This is a genomic window from Macrococcus psychrotolerans, from assembly GCF_038095555.1.
Lineage (GTDB): Bacteria > Bacillota > Bacilli > Staphylococcales > Staphylococcaceae > Macrococcoides > Macrococcoides psychrotolerans.
The window spans coordinates 851,263-875,019 of sequence record NZ_CP124591.1 but is presented as its reverse complement, the minus strand read 5'-3'; the positions used below and the strand labels follow the sequence as shown (position 1 = coordinate 875,019).

The 23,757-nt window shown below is 37.8% G+C and carries 18 protein-coding genes and 1 riboswitch; of the genes, 2 read left to right on the top strand and 16 right to left on the bottom strand.

Translation table 11 applies throughout. From position 1 onward, the window contains the following. Positions 1-43: 43 nt before the first annotated feature. From priA to gmk, 4 genes are read right to left on the bottom strand one after another with little or no spacing between them, the layout of a single operon-like run. On the bottom strand, positions 44-2,425 hold the full coding sequence (gene priA / locus QA539_RS04420; protein WP_419895537.1) for a primosomal protein N': 2,382 nt from the start codon (positions 2,423-2,425) through the stop codon (positions 44-46). Continuing rightward, entirely contained in the window at positions 2,422-3,600 is a 1,179-nt protein-coding gene (gene coaBC, locus QA539_RS04415; protein ID WP_419895536.1) for a bifunctional phosphopantothenoylcysteine decarboxylase/phosphopantothenate--cysteine ligase CoaBC, read from the bottom strand. The genes priA and coaBC overlap by 4 nt, the downstream gene beginning before the upstream one ends. A gap of 55 nt (positions 3,601-3,655) precedes the next feature. Next, on the bottom strand, positions 3,656-3,865 hold the full coding sequence (gene rpoZ, locus QA539_RS04410; RefSeq protein WP_099483212.1) for a DNA-directed RNA polymerase subunit omega: 210 nt from the start codon (positions 3,863-3,865) through the stop codon (positions 3,656-3,658). Beyond that, positions 3,865-4,485: a guanylate kinase gene (gene gmk / locus QA539_RS04405; RefSeq protein WP_101141978.1), complete on the bottom strand. Its 621-nt coding sequence runs from the start codon at positions 4,483-4,485 to the stop codon at positions 3,865-3,867. Before gmk ends, rpoZ begins: the two co-directional genes overlap by 1 nt. A 133-nt stretch (positions 4,486-4,618) precedes the next feature. Here gmk and QA539_RS04400 point away from each other — a divergent pair, with 133 nt between their 5' ends. Then, on the top strand, positions 4,619-6,301 hold the full coding sequence (locus QA539_RS04400; protein WP_283721631.1) for an Rqc2 family fibronectin-binding protein: 1,683 nt from the start codon (positions 4,619-4,621) through the stop codon (positions 6,299-6,301). A gap of 95 nt (positions 6,302-6,396) precedes the next feature. Here the strand turns inward: QA539_RS04400 and QA539_RS04395 are convergent, their stop codons facing one another. Then, on the bottom strand, positions 6,397-8,436 hold the full coding sequence (locus QA539_RS04395; protein WP_419895535.1) for an ATP-dependent Clp protease ATP-binding subunit: 2,040 nt from the start codon (positions 8,434-8,436) through the stop codon (positions 6,397-6,399). Positions 8,437-8,967: 531 nt separating this feature from the next. Here QA539_RS04395 and QA539_RS04390 point away from each other — a divergent pair. Continuing rightward, complete coding sequence (locus QA539_RS04390) at positions 8,968-9,699, top strand: transglycosylase family protein (protein WP_419895534.1); 732 nt, start codon at positions 8,968-8,970, stop codon at positions 9,697-9,699. Between the two features lie 45 nt (positions 9,700-9,744). On the opposite strand, the gene QA539_RS04385 is transcribed toward QA539_RS04390, so the two are convergent. From QA539_RS04385 to glgB, 11 genes are all read right to left on the bottom strand, one after another. Next, complete coding sequence (locus QA539_RS04385; protein WP_423245842.1) at positions 9,745-11,142, bottom strand: alkaline phosphatase; 1,398 nt, start codon at positions 11,140-11,142, stop codon at positions 9,745-9,747. Positions 11,143-11,295: 153 nt separating this feature from the next. Next, complete coding sequence (gene lepB / locus QA539_RS04380; RefSeq protein WP_419895533.1) at positions 11,296-11,880, bottom strand: signal peptidase I; 585 nt, start codon at positions 11,878-11,880, stop codon at positions 11,296-11,298. Positions 11,881-11,976: 96 nt separating this feature from the next. Further along, positions 11,977-12,987 carry a PTS sugar transporter subunit IIC gene (locus QA539_RS04375; protein WP_219494561.1) on the bottom strand — a complete coding sequence of 337 codons (1,011 nt, stop codon included), beginning with the start codon at positions 12,985-12,987 and terminating at the stop codon, positions 11,977-11,979. 178 nt (positions 12,988-13,165) lie between these two features. Next, complete coding sequence (tenA, locus tag QA539_RS04370; RefSeq protein WP_419895532.1) at positions 13,166-13,843, bottom strand: thiaminase II; 678 nt, start codon at positions 13,841-13,843, stop codon at positions 13,166-13,168. A gap of 36 nt (positions 13,844-13,879) precedes the next feature. Continuing rightward, positions 13,880-13,975: riboswitch (TPP riboswitch) on the bottom strand. Positions 13,976-14,025: 50 nt separating this feature from the next. After that, on the bottom strand, positions 14,026-15,123 hold the full coding sequence (locus QA539_RS04365) for a DUF1648 domain-containing protein (protein WP_419895531.1): 1,098 nt from the start codon (positions 15,121-15,123) through the stop codon (positions 14,026-14,028). Position 15,124: 1 nt separating this feature from the next. Further along, positions 15,125-15,496, bottom strand: coding sequence for a GntR family transcriptional regulator (locus QA539_RS04360; RefSeq protein ID WP_283721637.1), 372 nt, complete (start codon positions 15,494-15,496; stop codon positions 15,125-15,127). Between the two features lie 132 nt (positions 15,497-15,628). Next, on the bottom strand, positions 15,629-18,034 hold the full coding sequence (locus QA539_RS04355; protein WP_419895530.1) for a glycogen/starch/alpha-glucan phosphorylase: 2,406 nt from the start codon (positions 18,032-18,034) through the stop codon (positions 15,629-15,631). Between the two features lie 10 nt (positions 18,035-18,044). Then, positions 18,045-19,445: a glycogen synthase gene (locus QA539_RS04350; protein ID WP_419895529.1), complete on the bottom strand. Its 1,401-nt coding sequence runs from the start codon at positions 19,443-19,445 to the stop codon at positions 18,045-18,047. A gap of 17 nt (positions 19,446-19,462) precedes the next feature. Continuing rightward, a complete protein-coding gene (gene glgD, locus QA539_RS04345) occupies positions 19,463-20,566 on the bottom strand; it encodes a glucose-1-phosphate adenylyltransferase subunit GlgD (protein ID WP_419895528.1) in 1,104 nt (367 codons plus the stop codon). Further along, positions 20,566-21,714 carry a glucose-1-phosphate adenylyltransferase gene (locus QA539_RS04340; protein WP_419895527.1) on the bottom strand — a complete coding sequence of 383 codons (1,149 nt, stop codon included), beginning with the start codon at positions 21,712-21,714 and terminating at the stop codon, positions 20,566-20,568. Before QA539_RS04340 ends, glgD begins: the two co-directional genes overlap by 1 nt. Before the next feature lie 36 nt (positions 21,715-21,750). Further along, positions 21,751-23,670 (bottom strand): 1,4-alpha-glucan branching protein GlgB, encoded by a 1,920-nt coding sequence (gene glgB, locus QA539_RS04335; protein ID WP_219494545.1) that lies wholly within the window; start codon positions 23,668-23,670, stop codon positions 21,751-21,753. Between the last annotated feature and the right edge of the window lie 87 nt (positions 23,671-23,757).

The following is a 23,757-nucleotide window of genomic DNA, read 5'->3' as shown; positions in this document are numbered from 1 at the left end:
ACTTAGTGTTATTTTACTATATTTTAAGAGAGATGACGAATGATTACATCATCATATACGGGTTTATATCTATATGCAGCGAGAACTTATCTTTCACAAACAGTTCATGGTAACGGTCATCCAGATAGTTAAGTGCCTTTAACAGTTCGGGTTCTGATTTAAACTTAATCAATATCTGGAAACGATGCTGATTATTAATTCGTGCAATTGGACTCGGTGCGGGTCCGAGTACATATGCTTTTGGTGATAGGTGCTGCACTAATATATCATGTATATGCTTACTTTCGGTCAGTACGGTCTTTAAATTATGATGCTGCATATTAAGATAGATCATATAGAAGTACGGCGGATACTTGCCGAGTCTTCTGTATTCCATCTCCTCTTTAAAGAATGCTTTATAGTCATAATTTACTGCGTGCTGAATCGCATAATGTTCAGGATTATATGTCTGAATGACGACCTCGCCTGTCTTTTCACTTCGTCCAGCGCGTCCAGCGACTTGTGTTATGAGCTGGAATGTTTTCTCGCTTGCTCTGAAGTCCGGTAAATTGAGCATCGTATCGGCGTTCAGTACGCCAACGAGTGTAATGTTCGGGAAATCCAGTCCTTTTGCAATCATCTGTGTACCGAGTAAAATATTTGCTTCTCCGTTTTTAAACTGTTCAAGCAGTCGTTCATGTGCACCTTTCTTACGCGTCGTATCATTATCCATACGGATGACTTTTGCATTTTGGAACGTCTGATAAATTATCTCTTCAACTTTCTGCGTACCGACACCCATTTCGCGTATATGTTCACTTTCACAGCTCGGACATATATTAACAGGTGGTTCCTTATGTCCACAATAATGACATTTCAGCTCATCCGTATATTTATGATACGTTAAACTAATGTCACAATTCGGGCACATCGGTACGTGTCCGCAGTCACGGCATAGCATAAACTGTGCGTGCCCTCTTCTATTTAAGAAGAGCACGACTTGCTCTCCTTTATCAATCTTCTCCTGAATCTTATCATGCAGTACGCCGGAGAACATCGAACGATTTCCCTGCATTAGTTCATCTCGCATATTCGAGACGATCATCTCAGGCATCGCGGATTTGTTTGCACGTGTTAACATTTCGAGTTTCGTATATACACCTTTTTCTGCACGTGCATAACTTTCAAGTGATGGTGTGGCGCTTCCGAGCACGAGCGGACAATGGTGATACTTGGCACGCCATTCTGCAATTTCGCGGGCATGGTATCGTGGATAGTCTTCCTGCTTATATGTTGTTTCATGCTCTTCATCGATAATGATGATGCCGATATTTTTAAATGGTGCGAATATACTGGACCTTGCACCGACAGATACGCGTGCCTCCCCCATCTTTATCTTGCGCCACTCATCATAGCGTTCACCGTTAGAAAGGCCTGAGTGCAGTACGGCCACTTCATCACCGAAGCGGGACTTGAATCGATCTACCATCTGAGGTGTCAGCGCAATTTCAGGTACCAGTACGATGGCATCCTGTCCTTTGTCCAGCACTTCTTTAATGAGCTGAAGATATACCTCTGTCTTACCGCTTCCAGTAATCCCGTGTAACAGGAATGTTTCTGACTGATTTTTATTAATAGTTGCCATAACAGCGTTATATGCACTTTGCTGTTCATCATGCAGTGCTTTTTCCTTATCTTCAAAGAACACTTTATGCGCATATGGATCACGCGTCGTTTCAATATTAATTTTTTCTAAAAATCTTTTTTGGACTAGGTTATTGACTACAGCGTTTGATATGCCCTCTTCTTTCAGTTCGATCAATGTCAGTTCTCCTGCATCATTTATGAGTTCGATCGCACGTATCTGCGTTTCAGATTTTAGCTGTGAAATGATGTCATCTACATTCGAATGATTAAGCTTCACACCGACGAATGTTTTTTTCTTGTATTTTTGAGAGACTTCGATATCTTCAACGACGTCACCACATTCAATATATGGCTTGAGCAGCGAAACAATTTCAAGCTGCTGCGCGCGTTCCAGTGTTAAGGTTGCATCTTTAAAATATTGCTTGAGTTCTTGCGGCATACGTTCATCATCTATTAAACGGAATATCTTCTTATACTTCCCTTTTACTGCGTTTGGCAGCATCGCATCGAGCACTGCAATACGCTTTGAGACGTGAGAATAGCTCATCCACTCACTTAAATCTATTAATTCAGGCGTAAGTTCCGGTATAAAGTCCTGAATCGCAATGACAGGCTTCAGCTTGTCGTATTCTGCATTATCCGTCACTGTGATAACATAACCCTGTATTTTTCGTGGACCAAACGGCACAACAACTCTCTGGCCAGGTACGATATCGCTTTTTAGATGTTCCGGAATATAATAATCAAACAACTTATCAACACGTTTACTATTAACGTCTACGATAACTTTTGCAATCACTTAAATCCCTTCTCTTTTACATGTGATAATATTTCATGTGCAATGTTAAGCTTAGATTGTTTTGGAATATCGATGTGCGTTCCATCTTTAAAATACATCGTTACAGCGTTGTCATTCGATTTAAATCCGATAGATTTATCACCCACATTATTTGCAACAATAACATCTGCATTTTTCTTGTTCAATTTGCCGCGTGCATACATTTCGACATGCTCTGTCTCAGCTGCAAAGCCAACTACAAATTGTGTCGTCTTATGCTCACCAATATATTTCAGTATATCCTCTGTACGTTTAAATGTAATCGTGAGATCTCCCTCTTGTTTCTTTAATTTCTGGTCATGTGTTTCTACTGGTGTATAGTCTGCTACTGCTGCTGCTTTAATAATAATATCCTGTTCCATATTATCTTTTACTGCATTGAACATATCTTGTGCACTTTCAGTCTTAATATGATGTACACATTTCGGCACAGGTATTCCTACGTCTGTCGATACTAATGTTACATCTGCACCTCGCAGGCTTGCTGCTTCAGCTAAACTATAGCCCATCTTACCCGATGAACGGTTCGTTAAATAGCGCACTGGATCTATCGTTTCAATTGTAGGTCCTGCTGTGACCAATACTTTCTTGCCTTGCAAATCTTTTTCTATATTATCTTCACCAATAAACTTCATGATATCAAGTGGTTCGCTCATGCGTCCTTTTGCTATATAGCCACACGCCAAGAAACCTTCTCCCGGTTCTATGAATTTGAATCCACGCTTCAGTAACGTTTGAATGTTGTCCGTTACTGCCGGGTTATTGTACATATTACTGTTCATGGCAGGTGCTAAATAAATCGTCTTCGTAAACGCAAGTACAGTTGCAGTCAGCATATTGTCACTGATACCATGTGCAATCTTACCGAGCGTTGATGCAGTTAATGGTGCGATGATCATAATATCTGCCCAGTCTCCAAGAGCAATATGCTGAATTTCAGCTGGGTTCTGTTCCACGAAGATATCTGTGTATACAGGATTTCTGCTTAACGCCTGAAATGCAAGTGGCGTTACAAACTGCTCTGCACTCTCCGTCATGATGACACGCACTTCATGACCATTCTGTACGAGCTTACTTGTTAAATCTATCGCTTTATATACCGCAATCCCACCAGTAACGCCTAATACAATCTTCATAAGTCTAAATTCCTCCTATAAAAAAACTGACAAACATTACATTTGTCAGTTTATACTATTCCTCAGGGTGTTCGCTTGTAATATGAATCTTACCTGCAGCAATCTCTTCTAAAGACTGACCAACAGGTTTATACGATAGGTATCGGTCATTCAATTTTACATCTGGATGATCCTGCATTTCACGTGCACGTTTCGCCGCAAGGGTTACGATTAAATATTTAGAATTCACTTTTTCTTTTAATTTATCTAATGGTGGGTTTAACATTATTTTGCCTCCAGTATCATTTTTCTGAATCGTGCTTCTACACGTTCACGTTTTAAATGTTCAGCTTCAACAATCATCTGAACCTTTTCCTTTGCATCCATCACTTCATCATTGATCACTACGTAATCATAGAGATTCATCATCTCCACTTCTTTACGTGCTTCACTTATTCTATGATTGATGACTTCCTGACTTTCAGTGCCACGACCGATAAGTCGTTCCTCTAGATGTTCAAGTGTTGGTGGCGCTAAGAAGATGAATAGTGCTTCAGGAAATTTCTTTCTGACTTGCTTTGCTCCTTCAACTTCAATCTCTAAAAATACATCCTTACCACGTTCCATAGTATCCTTAACATACTGTACAGGGGTCCCGTAGTAGTTCCCGACATATTCAGCATATTCGATAAATGCATCTTGCTCGATCAGTGTTTCAAATTCTTCACGTGACTTAAAGAAATAATCTACACCATCTACTTCGCCTTCCCGTTTGTTTCTAGTCGTCATTGAAATTGAGTATTCGAAATCAGTATCCGGATCCTCAAATATCGCACGACGCACAGTTCCCTTACCAACTCCAGAGGGACCAGATAATACAATTAATAAACCTTTTTCTATATCCATGTCTACGACCTTTCATAAAAATGATATAAATTAAATTTATCATATAAATGAATAAAAATATAGATGAAACATTCGCCTTGTGAAATTGTTATTTCATGTTACACTATAAACATTATAAAAAGAAGGTGAAGACATGGCTTTTGACGGCTTATTTACGCATCAGATGATTAAAGAAATATCATTTTTAGAAACAGCACGAATCAATAAGATTACACAACCCGATCAATTTACGGTCATCTTAACGATAAGAGCGAACCGCAAAAATCAAAAATTAATGCTCTCAATACATCCAAACTTTGCACGTATGCAAATCACAAATAATCAGCTCGATAATCCATTTGAACCTCCGATGTTCTTACGTGTGCTGCGTAAACATATTGAAGGTGGTATCGTCGAACGTATCGAACAGATTGGAAATGACCGTATTGTTCATTTTACTATCAATAATACCGATGAAATTGGTGATCGTATTAAGCGACATCTCTATCTGGAAATAATGGGGAAACATAGTAACATCATCTTAACAGATGATAGCAATAAAATATTAGACAGCTTCAAACACTTAACACCCAACACAAACAGCGCACGTACTTTAATGCCTGGATTCAACTACGAGTTCCCACCGACAGACAAAAAGACAAATCCATTCACAGTAGATACAATCAGTGACAAGCTTGACAACACGCTCGCTATTCATAAAGCAGTACTAAGACTACTTGAAGGATTCAGTCCTCTCGCAGTCAAGGAGATGCTATCGATGGATAATGATATCGATATCGCATTTAATCGATTTATGCAGACGTTACAAACAAATGCTTCAACGTTTTCCATTGATGGCAAAGAAGATTTCTATTTCCGACCAGTAGCGCACGGTACAAGTATCGAAACTTATCATAATTTAAGCGAGATGCTGGATATCTATTATAAAGACCGAGCAGTGCGTGAACGTGTCCGTAATCAGACGAATGATCTTTCACGTCACTTAAATTCATTACTTCAAAAAAATGAAAAGAAGCTCGCAAAACTTGTTGATGAACTAGAACAGACAAAACAGATGGACAAGATGAATCTTTATGGAGAACTTATAACGAGCAACATGTATCAGCTCAAACAAGGCATGGATGAATTCACAACGAAGAACTATTATAATGAAGAAACTGTGACAATTCCACTGAACCCAAGAAAATCACCAGCAGAGAATGCACAGTATTATTACAAACAATATAACCGTCTAAAAACACGTAAAGCACATGCTGCTGAGCAAATAAAGGCGACTCAGGATGAAATAGCATATATAGAGACGATTCAGATGCAGCTGGATCATATTTCTGTAGACGATATCGATGATATCCGTACAGAGCTTGCAGAGCAAAACTTGATCAAGAAAAAACATAAAACAAAACAATCCAAAAAACAGCAGTCCTCTATCGATTATTACTTATCGCGTGACGGCCAAGAAATTGTGGTCGGCCGCAATAACCTTCAAAATGAATACATTACGCATAAATTAGGGCGTAACAACTATCTATGGTTTCATACAAAAGATATTCCAGGCAGTCATGTCGTAATTCTTGATAGCAATCCAACAGATGGCACAGTTGAAGATGCTGCAATGCTTGCCGGCTACTTCTCAAAAGCACAAGGTTCTTCTAAAATTCCAGTTGATTATACAGAAATCAAGCATGTGCATAAACCAAGCGGTGCTAAACCCGGATTCGTAACGTATACCGATCAGAGTACTGTCATGGTTACACCTGAAGAAGACTATGTCGAACATTTAAGAAACAGCTATTTAAATAAGGAAGTACCAAATTAACTGTTAATTTGGTACTTCCTTTTCATTTTTTACAAAAAAAGAGCAGGGACCAGATTACTTAGTAATCTGGTCCCTGCTCATGCTCATCCTAATAATTATTCTTTAACCATTAAACCATCTTCTGTTTCATTCAGGTCGATGGTCACCTGTTTTACATCAATATGATCTAAATAGTAATCTGTAATAGAATCACGTACTTCACTTTCGATCAATCGACGTAATGGTCTTGCACCTAAAGCCTGATCATAGCCATGCTCGACTAACCAGTCTTTCGCACGTTCTGTCACTTCCATATCTATTGATTTACGTGCAACTACCTCCTGCACATCATGTAACAATAGTTCTACAATTTGTTTCAAATCTTCTTTAGCTAAATGCTTAAATTCAACAATCGCATTGAAGCGGTTTAAGAATTCAGGTCTGAAGTATCCTTTTAACTCTTCATAAATGGATGTGCGTTCACGGTCTTCACCAAACGATGCATTACTTGTTGCTATTATTATCGTATTCTTAAAGTTTACCGTATTACCCTGACCATCAGTCAGAGCGCCATCATCTAATACTTGTAGCAGCAATGTGAGAACCTGAGGGTTTGCTTTTTCAATTTCATCTAATAAGATAACTGAATATGGATTACGACGTACTTGTTCAGTTAATGTATTCGAGTTGTCATCATATCCAACGTAACCGGCAGTTGTACCGATCATTTTAGAGACAGCTGTCTGATCCATATATTCACTCATATCCAGACGGATCATCGATTCAGTCGTACCAAATAGTTCTAAAGAGAGTTGTTTAGCAAGCTCTGTCTTACCGACACCTGTTGGACCTACAAACAAGAAGCTGCCGATTGGACGATTACCATCATCAAATCCTGCACGATTACGTCTGATTGCTTTCGCAACAGCTTGAACAGCTTCATCCTGACCGATGACTTTACCTTCAAGTCTGGATTGCATATGTTTTAGACGCTCAATTTCATTATCATCCATCTGAGAAACGGGCACACCTGTCATGCGTTCTACAGTAGCAGACACATCTTCTTTTGTGACATGATTACTTTCCACACCGGCTGATAATTTGTCTTTTAAAGCTTTAATCTTCATCTGCAATTCCTGCGCACGATTAAAGTCTTCCTGCTCGACTGCCTGCATCTTATCAGCTTCGAGCGTTTCAATTTCTTTTTCAGTCTCTACTTTGTCTACAACCGTATTACGGGATGAAATATGCGCTGCTGTAATATCCATCAAATCAATTGCTTTATCCGGTAGCATGCGGCCCGGCATATATTGAATAGATAAATCAACGATTGTTTCTATCACCTCATCATCAATCTTAACATGATGGTGGTTTTCATAATTTTCCTTAATTCCTTTTAAGATTTTAATTGTATCTGCTTTCGACGGTTCATTCACAACGACTTCATTAAAACGACGAGCAAGTGCCGGATCTTTCATTATGTTATTGCGATACTCGTCCTGTGTTGTTGCACCGATAATAGATATCTCACCACGACTAAGCGCTGGTTTTAATATATCGGATAAACCTTTGCTTCCAGAGTCTCCTCCAGTCGACCCACTGCCAATAATCTGATGAATTTCATCGATGAATAATACTACATTCCCTTGCGCTTTTACTTCTTCAAGTAATTTCTGTACATTCTCTTCAAACGCACCACGATACTGAGTCCCCGCTTCAAGCGCTGACACATCGATTGAAATGATTTCCTTATCCTTAATCGAAGCTGGTACATCCCCTTTTACAATTGCCTGGGCAAGACCTTCAACGACTGCAGTCTTACCTACACCTGCTTCACCGACTAGTATCGGATTGTTCTTAATTCGACGACTTAATACTTCAGCAGCTTGACGAACTTCGGATTCTCTACCTATAACGGGATCTAATTGGTTGTTTCTTGCTTCTTCTGTCAAATTTCTTCCTATCTTATTTAAGAAACTATCGCTCGTTTGTTTTGAAGTATGAGGTTGATGTTGATGTTGTTGTTGCTGCATCGCATCACTCGATACTTCCTGTCCGTTAATATAGAACTTGCGTGAGACCTGCCCTTCATTCATTTCATTAAACATTCTATTAAAAATCGCATCAAAATTATTATCAAAAATACCATTATTCATATTAAATCACTCCTATATTCAATTTTAATCGTGCTAACAGAAGTTTCTTATCACTTCTGTAATTACATTATACACCAATAGTCAAAGATAGTCAAATATAATTTTGATTATCTTTGACCAATTGAATTCATATTTTTATTGTGTTAAATAAAAATAATTATATTTTTAATTGTAATTAATTACATATATTAACATGAAGAAAAATGAAAGAAGCTGCTGCGATTTATATAAAAATAAAAATCTTTACTTAAGGTTTATTTTGAAAATTAATTTCCAATTCATATTTAGATTATTAAATTTATATCCCTTTTTATTTGTATTATCGAATTGATTATGTTTTAATATGTGCTGTTACAGACATAGTACATTTCAACAAATATTACGAGAACATTTCAACGTTGTAATGAATTGTTATGTAGCTGTAACGCACAGACATATTAATTGTGTTAGTGTATGTAGTGTCACTTAGCCAAATGAATCTTACTTTGATTCAGAATATTAATTAAACAAATTACTGGAGGATTTTATATAATGAAAAAAGCAATTATGACTTCAACATTAGCATTAGCATTAGGAGTAACTGGTGTTTCAGCTTCTCAAGCAGATGCATCTACGGAAACAGCAGAAGCAAATCAAATCAACAAAGCTGAATTAGCAAACTTAGCATTAAACAACCCATCAGCTTTAAATGAAAACCCTGTACACGAAGGGGCTTATCACTATGAATTCACTAAGGATGGCTATCATTTTACCTTTGATTCAAATGGTGCGCACTGGACTTGGGAATATAACCATACTGGATCAGCAGATTCAGAAGCATTCAGCTCAGTAGCGAATAACAACTTCAAACAGGAGGCACCTGCTGTACAAGCACAGGCTCCTGTAGCAAAGACACCTGCTCAAACGTATGTAGCACCTAAAGCGCAGACACCTGCTCAAACATATGCAGCACCTAAAGCGCAGAACTATCAAGCACAATCAACATATAAAGCGCCAGCTCAAACACGATCAGCAACTTCACCAGTAAGTGTTAACTCACATTTACAAGCAATTGCTCAACGTGAATCTGGCGGAAATATCCGTATAATTAACCCAACTTCTGGCGCAGCAGGTAAATACCAATTCTTACAATCTACTTGGGATTCAGTAGCTCCAGCTGAGTGGAGAGGCGTATCTCCAGCATCAGCACCTGAAGCAGTCCAAGATGCAGCCGCTGTTAAGTTATACAATACAGCTGGTCCATCTCAATGGGTTACAGCTTAATCTTAAGAAATAAAAAATGAATGTGCCGTTTGGCACATTCATTTTTTATTTCTTAAGATATTCAAAAATTCGTTTTGCGTTATCTGTATTATCCATATTACCTCTCCAAGTTTGTGCACCTGGACCATATCCATAGACGTTTACATCTTCTCCTGTATGGCCATTCGTTGTCCATCCTGTGTAGCTACGTTTGTTAACTGTCGCTTCAATTGCATCCTCAATCTTTTCATCATCTTTTTTAGCAACAGCTTCTTTTATGGCTTTCATTTCAGCAGCTTCTAATGCAAATCCAATATTTTCTGTGATTATTTTATCTATATTTGCATCTTTTTTCAGCAACGCTGCGCTCAAATATTCAGGAGTATGCTTCATCTGTTTGATAGGATCAACAAGGAAGTTATATTCTCCACCTTGTCCCATCGACATTCCACCTGTAGAGTGATCGGCAGTTGCAATGACTAACGTATTACAGTCTTTCTTCGCAAAGTTAATCGCTGTCTGGAAAGCTAAGTCAAAATCCTTCATTTCGCTCATCGCACCTGTAATATCATTTGCATGTCCTGCCCAGTCAATCTGAGATCCTTCAACCATCAGGAAGAACCCATCTTTATCACCGCTTAATTTTGTCAAGGCAGTTTCGGTCATATCTTTAAGTGACGGCATACTTTCATTTCGATCTATCATCTTCGGCATCCCACCTTGTGAGAACAGACCTAGAATTTGTTGATTCTTAGATTGCGCTGCTTTTGTCAAAGAAGCTTTATCTGTGACATAGCGATATCCATCTTTTTGGAATGCTTTGACTAAATTTCTATCCTTACGTTCAAAGTATTCTTTACCGCCACCGAGCAGTATATCTACTTTGTGCTGTCCATTTATCATTTCATCATAATAATCATCAGCAATTTGCGGCATATTCTTTCTAGAAATGTCGTGTGCCCCAAATGCTGCAGGAGTCGCATGTGTAATCTCACTTGTCGCAACTAAACCCGTAGCTTTACCTACTTCCTTCGCCTGCTCAAGAATAGTCTTTACTTCTTTCTTCTGTTTATCAACAGCGATTGCATTATTATAAGTTTTAGTACCGGCGCTCATCGCTGTCGCTGCAGATGCTGAATCTGTAATATTCTCATGATCATCATCAGCAATTGTGCGTTGTGCACCTAGTAAATAATGGTCGAAAGCAACTGGATCTAATTCATGTGTCTCTTCCTTATCTTCCATGTATCGATATGCTGAAGTATAAGAAGGACCCATGCCGTCACCTATCATAAAGATAACATTTTTTGGTTTCTGTTTATTGCCACATTGAACGACCTCTGATTTTACACCATTATTTTGTGGCAAAGGTTTTCCTCCCGCAAATGCAGTGGTCGGTGCAATTGCAGATAAAATTGTAGATACAGCTAATGTTCCAGCTGTAATATAACGAAATCTAGTCATTAATATTCCTCCAAATGTAAAAGAAATTTTTATTACTTGTTTAGATTAACAATCAATTATTAAGAGATTATAATACCTTTGTAAATAATTTATTAAGGATTAATAAATATATGTAAATAAAAATGGTTGAGACTAAAATCGTCTCAACCATTTTTATTTATTCACTTTATCAAAGTTGTCTTCGAAAAAATAACGCGTAAACGCATCAAATGGCCATATACGCAGAGCTACTTTACCCACGACATCGCTTTTATCAATAAGTCCTAATTCTCTTCTACTATCAAGGCTGACTTCCCGATTGTCTCCTAATACCAGGTATTTACCTTCAGGAATCTTCTTATTACCGTCCGCATTTACTAACATATCTACAGTAAAATCATCCGTCAGCTTTTCATTCGTCTTGTTCTTGCGATTTTCTTTCAAATAATCTTCCTGAATATACTGTCCATTTATATAGAGTTTATCATTCTTATATTCAACCGTATCGCCAGGCTTACCAATCAATCGCTTTATATAGTCATTTTTAGTATCTGTATGAAAGACAATAATATCTCCACGATCAATGCTACCTGTCTTTGTCGCAATCTTATTGATAATCACGCGCTCTTTATCCTTAAACGTCGGGAACATAGAGTCACCATTGACTGCATACGTTGCAAATAAAAATGTATGTACGATATAGAAAACGACAAGTGCAACAAGTATTGATATGATCCATTCTTTTATCTCTTTTAACATATGTTATCTCCTTATTTCAAAATTCTATGCTATTATACCATTAATAATATATAAAAAGATAATGTCATACTGCCATACTTTAGATGTATAAACCAATTATATAAATTCTGATTTCCTGCGCAGAGGATAAGATTTAAATATACGGCTTCCTACTAGCCCAACAATTAGACAGATTACCGCAATAACGCTACCCCATCCAATAATCTGAAGTGGTTCGTTAAAGCCGAACATCACTAAAAATCCAGCTAGAGGACTCGCTGTTCCAGGTGCATCATTAATCATTCCAGAATGTGCAATAACCATACCCGCAAGTGCACCACCGATAAAGTTACAAGAATAGATCGGTACAGGATTTAAGGATATAATATCTGCCTGTGATAACGGTTCGATGCCAACAGCTAAGATAGAGGCACGATCTCCTAACTTTAATTTATAGAACATCGTTGAATTAATAAACGCTGAACTGAATGATACCATTGCAGCAATCGCCATCGGTAACCCTGTCAGACCAAGTAGTGCTGTTAGAGCCATCGAACTCAGTGGTGCAGTTCCTACAACCGTAATAATACCACCAAGCACAAATCCCATAACCAGCGGACTCGCATCTGTAGATTGCTGTATCACTTCACCAATTTTAATTAGCGTATTATTTACTAATGGTGTAACAAGCATTGCAAGCATACGTGCAAGCGGCGCGATAATAATAATTCCTACAATTAGATCAACACCTTCAGGCACATATTTTTCAGCATATTTCATAACATAACCAACGACATACCCTGCAACGAACCCGGGTAATAAATCAAGGCCCCCACAACTTGCTGCTATAATGAGTGCATAAACGGGAGATACACCAATAGATAAAGCAACTAAACCAGCTGCTGCTACACCACCGAGACTTCCGGCTGTATCTCCTAATTCTTCTAGAAACTTTATTCCGAATATATTTCCACCAACGTATTTCTGAAACGCCTCGACAAGAAATGTTGCAATCGCGGCATTCGCTAATGCCCCCATCGCCTTCATACCAGATGGTGCTTTATACGTAAATAACGTAAACAGCACAAGGACAAGGAGTAAGAAACCTGTTCCAATCAAAATATCCACATCAACAATCCCTTCCTGTTTTTATAATATATATATGTGTTCTTATTATAGTAACAAAAAATAATCGATTGTTGTCGTATACATTTCACACTTTTCGAAATTTTCTTTTTAAATAAATAATAAAGAAGAAGCTAAGCATCCGCTTAGCTTCTGACTTTAACTATTCTAACATTACAACTTACTTCACTGGAATGTCCCAATGTGCTTTAAATTCACACATCTCCCAGAACATATACTCGTAGTAGCTTGTTTTAACAATAATCTCCTCTAAATCTGCAAGTACACGCTCCGGCATACCTTCAGCAAGCTCATCCATCAGTGCAATTGCATCATTCATAAGTTCCGTAAATGCTTCCCCTGAATATGTTTCAATCCAGTCACGATATGGATTATTATCATCTAATGCGCCGTCCTGCTCCGCTAAATGATTCCCGATATAGTTATAACTCCATGCGCACGCAAGCAGACACGCCGTAACATGTTCGGCACCACCACGCTGTGCATGGTTCAGCATATAGCTCGTATACGCTGTATTCACTGATGCCGCTTCAGTTGCTTCTGATTCACTTTCAGAAATGCCAAACTGTTTCGCATAGCTGCGATGTAAATCCATCTCCATAAACAACGTACCATGCAGCAGTTTAGAGAATATGCCCATCACACGCAGGTCAGGTGCCTTCGCACTCCCGATCGCCATTAATTTAGCATAATCAATTAAATAAACATAATCTTGTTTTAACCAGAACTGAAACTTTTCCTTCTCAAGCGAACCATCACCTAGCCCCTTAACGAAAGGATGTTCCAGATAAGAAGCCCAGATCGGTTCGACACGCTTTAATATGCGCTCAGTAAACATGTTATTCCTCCTCAATAAAAAATGCCTATACGCAGGTATAGGCATTAAGCACTTCCCTACGCTGGTATAAACCAAACAGGTTCAAAGGGTCGGATTACTCCTCTCAGCACGAATGCACCCCTAGTGACATTTTTTATTTTTATTTGTAGTATAGTATAATCGTATCATATTAAATATTTATCTCAAGTCATTATAATCATAATCACTATCGGTATTATAGGAAACACAATAATCATAAATGCGATAAACCATGCAGCTGGTCTTGCCATATTGAGTGTCATCCCAAATTCAGATAATTTTGGTACCCACACGTTATCATCTTCTTTATTATAATAAAACAGTCCCCATATGTAATTTTTTTCATTATGATACGGTGCTTTATCATTTAAAGCGGCTGAGGCACGATACTTCTTATCATTGCTAATCTGCTGAATAATACCAAATATCACCACGACAATTGATATAAATATAATACTTTCCATTATATAAGGTGGCATATATTCTTTCCCGAACAGAACAGGTCTTACGAGAATGAAGATAAATAAAATTGTCATAATAAATGATATGACGTGCAGTAACATCTCGTTATTGCGCTTCGTATCTGTCGCATACTTTTTCGAAGCTTCTTTGTTTGCCGGACTCACATTTGACTGGTAAAGTGATAACCCTTTGCTTGAACCCCATAACACAAATATCATAAAGAGTGCTATGCCTGAAGGGAAGAATACAGTTATTATATTTTTATCACTCCAATCATCCGGTACACCATTAAGCCCCCAGTGCGTCGCAATTGTGTCAGGTATTGTATGATAGTTCATTGCAACATATATTACCGCTGCCATGAGCATTACGAATTGTATCATATAGAAGTATGAAGTCGTCGAATTTTCTTCATCCATTAAACTTGTATCTACAGCTTTATACATTTTAATGTCTGCCATCCAGTCTTCTTTTTCTTTTAAAGATCTCATCTGATTAAATGCACTTCTATATATCCAGATCATTGCGATAATCAATAGGAATATAAGTATCGTAAACAGGATAAACTGCAATTCAGATTGTAATATCGTCCTCAACAATAAATGAATAACTGCAAATAATATACTGATAATGAATACATTTCGTTTATACGTTTGCGCAATATTTCTCACCTTACTATCATTACGCTTACTGTCCGGAACATACACACTAAAGAGAATATTTCTTCTGATATATCGTGCATTCAGTAAAAAGAGTAGACCTGTACAAAGTAAGATAATAGTTGTAATAACGGCTTCCATATTATTCACGCTCCTCTAATTTTTTTAATAAGTCTGATATATCGACCTGCTTGCATTTCGCTTCATCGATTATCGGCTTTAATCGTTCCAGCAAATCTTCCTGTTCGGCTTTCGTAGCAGCCTTCAATGCATCCGGATGAATGATCGCACCTGACTTAGGCTGAACGAGTATCAACCCCTTATCTTCCAGGTAATGGTATGCTTTATTCACAGTATGCATGTTAATTTGTAATCCACGAGCTAAACTTCTGCTTGAAGGTAACGCATCATATGGCACTGCATTTTCTGATGCTATATTCGCAATTATCGCATTCGCAAGCTGCAAATATACAGGAGTCGTGCTCCCTTCATTTAATTCAATATATATTGTCAACACCCCTTTTTGTTATACATATTATAGAACAATTTAAAATACAAAATAAAAAGTTTCTGTTATATATTTAGTATAACAGATGATGGCGAAATTTCCATAAAAAAACTGAGACTTTATCGTCTCAGCCCTTAATTAATTCAACTTCCAAATATCAGTCGCATATTGCTGTATCGTTCGGTCACTAGAGAATTGACCCGACTTCATTATATTCGTCAAGCTCATCTGATTCCACTTCCTCTTATCCTGATATGTTGCCATCGCAGTCAAATGAATATCAACATATGAGTTAAAGTCTTTAAGCAGGAAGTACGGATCATTGTTTGTCAGTACATGGTAGTACAGGTCATTAAATGCATAGTTTCTGCCGAACTGTTCATTGATAAGCGCGTCCATCGCATTTTTCACACGTGAATCCGTCTTATAGATGTCCTCTGCTCGGTAGCCACCATTTAACTGATAATTAATGACTTCTTCAGAACTTAAACCAAAGATAAAGATATTCTCTTTACCTACAAGCTCAGCAATTTCAACATTCGCACCGTCCATCGTACCAAGTGTAATCGCACCATTCATCATCATCTTCATATTACCTGTCCCTGATGCTTCCATCGATGCAGTTGAAATCTGTTCTGATATTTCTGCTGCCGGCATAATATCTTCAGCTAATGTCACATTGTAGTTTTCTAGAAATACAACTTTAATTCTATTATCAACATCTGTATCATTATTAACTACATTTGCAACAGCATGAATCAGTTTGATCACTTCTTTAGCAATATGGTATCCCGGTGCTGCTTTGGCACCAAAGATAAATGTTATCGGTTGTATTTTTATAGACGGCTTACGCTTAATTTCATTATAGAGGTAGATAATACGCAGTAAATTCAATAATTGTCGCTTATACTCATGTAATCTTTTCACTTGCACATCAAATACAGAATGTTCATCTACTTCAATGCCTGTCTTATTGTAGATGACCTCTTTAAGTGCTTTTTTATTGTGCAGCTTCACTTCAGCTAATCGATCCAGGAAAGCATCGTCATTATAATAATGCATCAACTGCGTTAATTCCTGAGGATGTTTCACCCAGTTATTTCCGATAGTATCACTGATTAAGTTTGACAGCTCAGGGTTAGAGGTCATCAACCACCTTCTATGCGTTATACCGTTCGTCTTATTATTAAATTTCTCTGGCGTCAGCTTATAGAAATCATTAAATGTATAATCTTTAATAATTTCAGAGTGGAGCGCAGCTACACCGTTCACACTGAAAGAACCGACGATAGCAAGCTTGCTCATATGAACCACATTATTACTGATGACTGCAAGATCACCAATCTTATCACGCATTTCTGGATGTGCTTCATATACACTCTTACAGAAACGTTCATTGATTTCATTGATAATCATAAAGATACGCGGGTTAACATTCTGAACTTGATATACTGGCCATTTCTCTAGCGCTTCCTGCATGATTGTATGATTCGTATAGGCAAATGTGTGCGTAGTAATGTGCCACGCGTCATCCCATCCGAGCCCTTCTTCATCCATCAGAATACGCATCAGTTCTGGAATACCGAATGTAGGATGCGTATCATTGATCTGAATACAATGATACTTATGGAAGTCTGTTACAGGCAGCTGATAGCGTTCTTTGAATTGATTGATCAGCGTCTGAATCGTAGATGAAACTAAGAAATACTGTTGCTTGAGACGTAAGAATCTACCTTCTTCAGTTGAATCATCAGGGTATAAGAAACCTGAAATACGTTCTACACTTTGCATATGCTCAAGTCGATTCTTGTTATCTCCATGATCTATCGTGTCGTGTGGTAGTTCAGCACTCCAAAGACGCAGCTGATTGACATTATCATTATCATATCCTACAACACCTACATCATATGGCACTGCAAGTACTGTCTCCTGGTTACTATAAGTAAATTTAAGATTGCCATCTTCAAGTACTTCTGAAGTGACTTGACCTCCAAAATTTACAGGCACTGCTTCCTCTATTCTTCTTGTTTCCCAAGGGTATACTTCCTGTAACCAGTTATCTGGCAATTCAATTTGTGTACCGTTAACAATACGCTGTTCGAATAACCCATAGCGATAACGTATACCAAAACCGTTTCCCATATATCCTAAAGAGGCGATAGAATCTAAGAAACACGCAGCAAGTCTACCAAGACCACCATTTCCTAATCCAGCATCATTTTCTTCACTATAAATTTTCTTAGGGTCACGACCGAGCTCAGTCAGTACTTCATTACATACATCTAATAGTCCGGCATTCAATAGGTTACTTTCAATTAATCTTCCAATCAGAAATTCCATCGATAGATAGTTAATCTGGCGTCTTTTAGCTTCAATGTTATGATGTCTAGTATCCACTCCTGCCTGATTAATTTCATCTTTTAATATAGAGCATATTGCGTAGAATATATCGTTATCTGTAGACTCTTCCAAGGTTGCAGTACGTTTATTCATCAACTTAGTTTCTAATACTTTACGAAATTCTGATTTTGTATATGTTTTCATTGAAGTCTCCTTAATAGATGTCTAAGTATTGTCGTGCTGAAGCATCCCAGCTATGATTCACTTTTGTGATGTTCTTAATCAGAGCTTTGTATTTATTTTCATCATGATAGATTAATAATGATGCATAAAGCCTATCTAATAATTCATGTGCATTATAGTTGGCAAAGGATAATCCAGTACCTTCCATCGACACTTCATTGAATGGAATGACGGTATCCTTCAGTCCCCCTGTTTCACGAACTATTGGAATTGAGCGATATTGCAGCGCGATCAGTTGACTCAGACCACAAGGTTCAAAAAGTGATGGCATGATAAAGAAATCGCTTGCTGCATAGATTTGTCTTGAAACCTGCTCATCGAACCCTCTATAGAAGCGTACTTTATCTGGATACTTCTCCTGAAGATAATTAAAGTAGTTTTCAAACTCTACTTCGCCATTTCCCATGATAAAGAGCTGTACCTCATTCTGGATAAATTCTTCCATAATACGCATCACAAGATGCAGACCCTTTTGTTCTACCATCCTCGTGATTATTGCGTACATCGGTATATGAGCAGAATTCGGAAGATCGAACGTTTCCTGAAGTATCGTCTTGTTCTCTCGTTTCTTAAGTATCGAACTTTTGAAATTGACGGCGATGTTCTTATCAGTAAGCGCGTTATAATCTTTAACATTTATCCCATTGACAATACCTGTTAAATCACGTGCACGCATATTCAATAAGTCTTCAAGCCCTTCGCCGTAGTATGGTGACTTAATTTCTTCAGCATAGCTCGGAGATACCGTTGTAATCTTATCAGCATGGAAGATACCTGCTTTCATAAGATTCAGCATGCCTCTCCACTCGAAACCCGCGAAATGAACGCGCTCGAGGTTAAAAAGGTTGTCAAACGCATCGTACATCAGCATTCCTTGATATTTGATATTGTGGATTGTGAATACAGTACGCATTCCAGCAACAGGTTGCTTTATATTACAAAAGGCAACTGCCGCCCCCGCTTGCCAGTCATGTCCATGAAGTACGTCCGGTTTATAATCTCCTCTATAGATAAATTCTATTACAGCATTTGAAAAGAAGACAAAACGTTCTCCATCATCATCATAACCGTACAGTGTATCACGACTGAAATACTGCATATTATCAACAAAATAATATATAATACCATTCCATTTTAATGATAGAATGCGTGTATATTGAAAACGCCAGCCTACATGTGTCTGAAAAATCATTTCTTCTTTAAGCTGTTCCTTATATTCAGATTTTAAGTCTTGATAAAGTGGTAAAATCACACGCACTTCACAGTCACCTGTTTCATTTAAATATTGAGGAAGACTGCCGATTACATCAGCGAGTCCTCCAGACTTAAAGAAAGGTGTACATTCTGAAGCTACAAATAATATCTTTTTCATCACTTTTCCAACTTTCTTTAAATTGTTTGTCTTTTCGCAACAACAAACGGCTTATCTTGTGACCCAATCAATTTCTGATGCTCATTCACAATGACGTCTTTGTCTAATATAACATTTTCAATCAAAGCACCCGCTTTTATATGGCAATTGGTCATAATAATTGAATTTTTTATTGTTACACCTGGTTCAACACATACGCCGCGGTAAAGAATACTGTTTTCAACATGTCCTGCAATTTCACACCCATTGGCAACAGTCGAATTTAGAACGGTACAATCACCAATATATTTTGTCGGAGGTTGATTAGAAATCTTTGTTTTAATTCTATTTTCCTTCATAAATATTGCTTTGTAACGTTCAGGCTCTAAAATGCTCAAGTTATTCTTATAGAATGTCTTAAGCGAGTTGATGTACATTGTCACTTCCTGAATATCATGATATGTGACATCCAGCTCATCTATTCTTTCGAATATACCATGGAAGAAGAAATTATCTTTATAATTCTGAATGCAGTAATCCATGATTTCAAATAATTTATCCTTCTTTATAATATATGTTCCAGTAAATACGTGGGCATTGGCACTATCATGGTTAAGATATGTCACTTTCGAACCTTCATTATTTACACGTAATAATGGTTGATGCATTTCTTCAAGCTTATCCACATTCTCTGAAATCAATGTGATATCTGCATCATTTTCTATATGAAATTTAAATGCGTCCTTAAAGTCCGTGTTTGCAATCAGCTGTGATCCAGAAATAATCACATCCGTTGCATTACTTCTAATAAAGAAATCACGGTTGTTATGAAAATGCCTTAAATCTCCTTTAGAAATATCCGATGGATCGTGCCAATCCGGAGGGAGCACAAATAATTTTGATTTTCGGTCATCAAGCCCAAAATCATCACCATTTCCAAGATGGTCCATTAAAGAACGGTACTTCTGGTTGACAAAGATTGCAACTTGATCAGTACCCGAACTTACTATATTAGAAAGGCTGAAATCTATCAGACGATATCTCCCTGCAAATGGAACGCTCGCACCATTTCGAAAATACGTGAGTTCTTCTAAATAATCCTGTTCATTTGATAAATTGATTAATCCCATAAGCGAACGCATTATGCATGACCTCCTGTAAATTTATGAATATTTTTAGGACCAACAACAATCGGTTCCTGCTCATTTGTTCCGTCAATCGTAACACCATCTGGAATGATAAGGTTATCCATGATAATTGCTTTTCTGATTGTACATTCTTTACCGATTACAGTTTTTGGATGGATGATTGCATCCTGAACGATAGCACCTTCGCCTACCGTAACTTCGCTGAACAGCACTGAATGATCGACATGACCAAAGATAAATGACCCTGGACAGACGAGTGAATCATCGATATTTGCTTGAGTACCTACATATTGTGGCGGCAAGTTTTCTTCATGAGAATACGTTGGCCATGACTTGCTGTTTAACAGCTCTTTTAAATCTTCTTCTAGTAAATCCATATTCGCTTCCCAATAGGACTGTATCGTACCTACGTCCTTCCAGTATCCTTCGAATCGATACGCATAAAGAAGTTTGTTAGCATCCAGCATTTTGGGGATGATGTCGTTACCAAAGTCATGTTCAGATTGCGTATCTTGTTCATCTGCGATTAAATACTCACGTAAAACTTTCCAGCTAAAGATATAGATTCCCATCGACGCAAGATTATTCTTTGGATGTTCTGGTTTTTCGTCGAATTCATAAATCTTAAGATCCTCTTCAGTATTTAGTATTCCAAAGCGACTTGCTTCTTCAATCGGCACTTCAATTACAGAAATCGTCGCATCGGCCTGCTTTTCTTTATGGAAATCGAGCATCTGCTGATAATCCATCTGATAAATATGATCTCCTGAAAGAATCAGTAAATATTCCGGGTCATACTGATCGATAAAATGAATGTTCTTTGTAATTGCATCGGCAGTACCTTCAAACCACGAAGCGCCTTCCTGATCAGCAAATGGAGCAAGCACAGTAACGCCACCATCCTGCTTATCAAGCGACCACGGTTTTCCTAATCCAATATGTCGGTTCAGCATTAGTGGTGCGTACTGAACAAGCACTCCTACTGTCGATATATTTGAGTTCGATAAATTACTTAATGTAAAGTCAATGATGCGATACTTTCCTCCAAAAGGCACTGCTGGCTTTGCAATATTTTTTGTCAGCTGACCTAATCTCGTTCCCTTTCCACCTGCAAGTAACATTCCAACAACTTCATTTGACATGATATCCCCTACCTCATTCATATTTTTTTGTAATATCTATGATGTTCTTTTTCGTTCTTTAACTTTTTTATAGATTACAAATCCGAACGGTGGTATTTTCCCTTTTATCGCATGTTTGAAACCGGTTACCTCGATAGTTTCTGAAAAAAGATAGTTACTGACTACTTGATTAGAGCCACCGTATATTTTTTTATCTGAATTAAAATATTCTTTATACTTACCAGGCTGATCTACTGCCACGGTAAAGTCATAATAAACTTCCTTCGAGAAATTAAGCACTATAATCAAAGTGTTACCCTTACGATCTGTACGCATGTAACTCGCAATATTCTGTGTATTATTGTCTGCATCTATCCATTTGAAGCCTTCTGTTTTGTAATCTAATTCAAATAGTGGTCTTTCTTTTAAATACAGCTTATTCATATCCTGAACAAAATCCTGCAGTCCTTGATGAATGGGATAGTCCAGCAAGAACCAGTCCAGCTGCTCTTTATCTTTCCACTCAGCATACATTCCAATCTCGCTACCCATAAAGTTAAGCTTCTTACCCGGCTGGGTCATCTGATAGCCATATAATAAGCGATACTGCGCGAACTTCTGCCATTGATCTCCCGGCATTTTATCCAGCATACTAAGTTTACCGTGGACCACTTCATCATGTGAGAAAGGCAGGATAAAGTTTTCGTCGTAGCGATAGACAAGTGGAAAGTTCAAATAATTGTGGTGATGCTGCCTCATAATAGGATCGAGTTCCATATAATCAAGCGTGTCGTGCATAAATCCAAGATCCCATTTAAAGTTAAACCCAAGTCCGCCAGAAGCAACTGGCGCTGTAACATTCTTCATATCTGATGAGTCCTCTGCAATCATTAATGTATACGGGTAATGTTTGAAAACTTCAGTGTTCAGCTTCCGTAAAAACGCAACCGCTTCTTTATGAATCGTTGTCCCATCCTCATTAAAAATTCTCTCATGTGCTTTATGATTCTCAAAATTAAGATCCGTCATTGAATGTACAGCATCCACACGCAAACCATCGATATGATATTCACTCAACCAAAATAGTGCATTTGACACGAGGAAACTCTGTACTTCTGTTCGTCCAAAATCAAAGGTCAACGTCCCCCAGCCACGTTTTTCTGCACGATACATATCGGGATGTTCAAATAACGGAGTCCCATCAAACATCCTGAGACCGTGCGCATCCTTACAAAAATGAGCCGGTACCCAGTCCAGTATCACTCCAATTTGGTGCTGATGACATTGATCGATAAAATATTTGAAATCCTGTGGTGTACCAAATCGGCTTGTAGGTGCAAAATAACCCGTTACTTGATAACCCCAGGACAAATCGAAAGGATGTTCAGTAATTGGCATCAATTCAATATGAGTATAGCCCATCTTCTTCACATACGGGATTAAGGACTCCGCCATTTCTCTATATGTATAATATGAACGATCTGTAAACGCATCGATGGATTCTCCTTCGTAGCGCTCAACATTATGTTTTTTCCACGTTCCAAGATGAACTTCATAAATATTGATTGGTTGATCATAAGGAGAAGTCTTATTACTCTGCCATGCTTCATCTGACCATTGATAGGAGATATCCGTGACAACCGATGCTGTTGCAGGTCGTTTCTCAGCATAGAATGCATAAGGATCCGCCTTGAATATTTGTTGACCTTGTTTAGTTTCGATTAAATATTTATAGATTGAACCAATACATACATTAAATGTACCTGTAAACAATCCACTATCCGGTACTTTCTCAAGTTCGTATCCAGTACCCGTCCATTGATTCGCATCTAATGCAACACTTACCTTGCGCGCATGTGGTGCCCATACGGTAAATGTTGTCTCACCTTTCTCTTTGTTGAAATGAGCGCCCATAAACTGCTGGGATGCATAATGCGTCCCTTGATGAAATAAAAATCGATCTAATTCAGTTACCATTTCATCCCTCCGTCATATTGCTTATTTTCAGTATAATTGAAAAATGTGAACGATATGTTAATTAAACATTATTTAATTATATTTTCA